We start from the raw sequence: 500 nt of genomic DNA, 5'->3' as shown, positions 1-500 counted from the left end.
GATTTCAAGCGGATGATCATGCCCGCCCTGCGGGGCACGGGCCTAGGCTCCATTCTCGGCGTGCTGCCCGGCGGTGGCGCAACGCTGTCATCCTTCGCATCGTACGCTTTGGAGAAAAAGCTGTCGAAAGGACCGGTAAGGTTCGGTGAGGGGGCGATGGAAGGCGTAGCTGGACCGGAAGCAGCCAACAATGCTGGTGCGCAAACATCGTTCATTCCGATGCTGACGCTCGGCATTCCCGGCAACGGCGTTATGGCGATGATGATCGGCGCGTTGATGATCCAGGGCATTCAGCCCGGACCTAGCGTGATGACCAATAACCCGGCGCTTTTTTGGGGCTTGATCGCATCCATGTGGATTGGCAACCTTATGCTACTGATCCTGAACTTGCCCTTGGTAGGGCTGTGGGTGAAGCTGTTGTCGACGCCCTACAACATGATGTTCCCGGCGATCCTCGTCTTTAGCGCGATCGGCGTTTACTCGATCAATATGAGTTTGGT

1 protein-coding gene is annotated in these 500 nt (G+C 57.2%); it reads left to right on the top strand.

Going from position 1 to position 500, the window contains the following annotated elements:
* Window positions 1-500 (top strand): tripartite tricarboxylate transporter permease (locus C6558_RS39090; RefSeq protein ID WP_199197146.1); only part of this gene is annotated, 500 nt, incomplete at both ends.

The sequence above is a fragment of the Ensifer sp. NM-2 genome, from assembly GCF_003024455.1.
Lineage (GTDB): Bacteria > Pseudomonadota > Alphaproteobacteria > Rhizobiales > Rhizobiaceae > Ensifer > Ensifer canadensis.
This window is presented reverse-complemented; position numbering and strand designations above follow the sequence as displayed.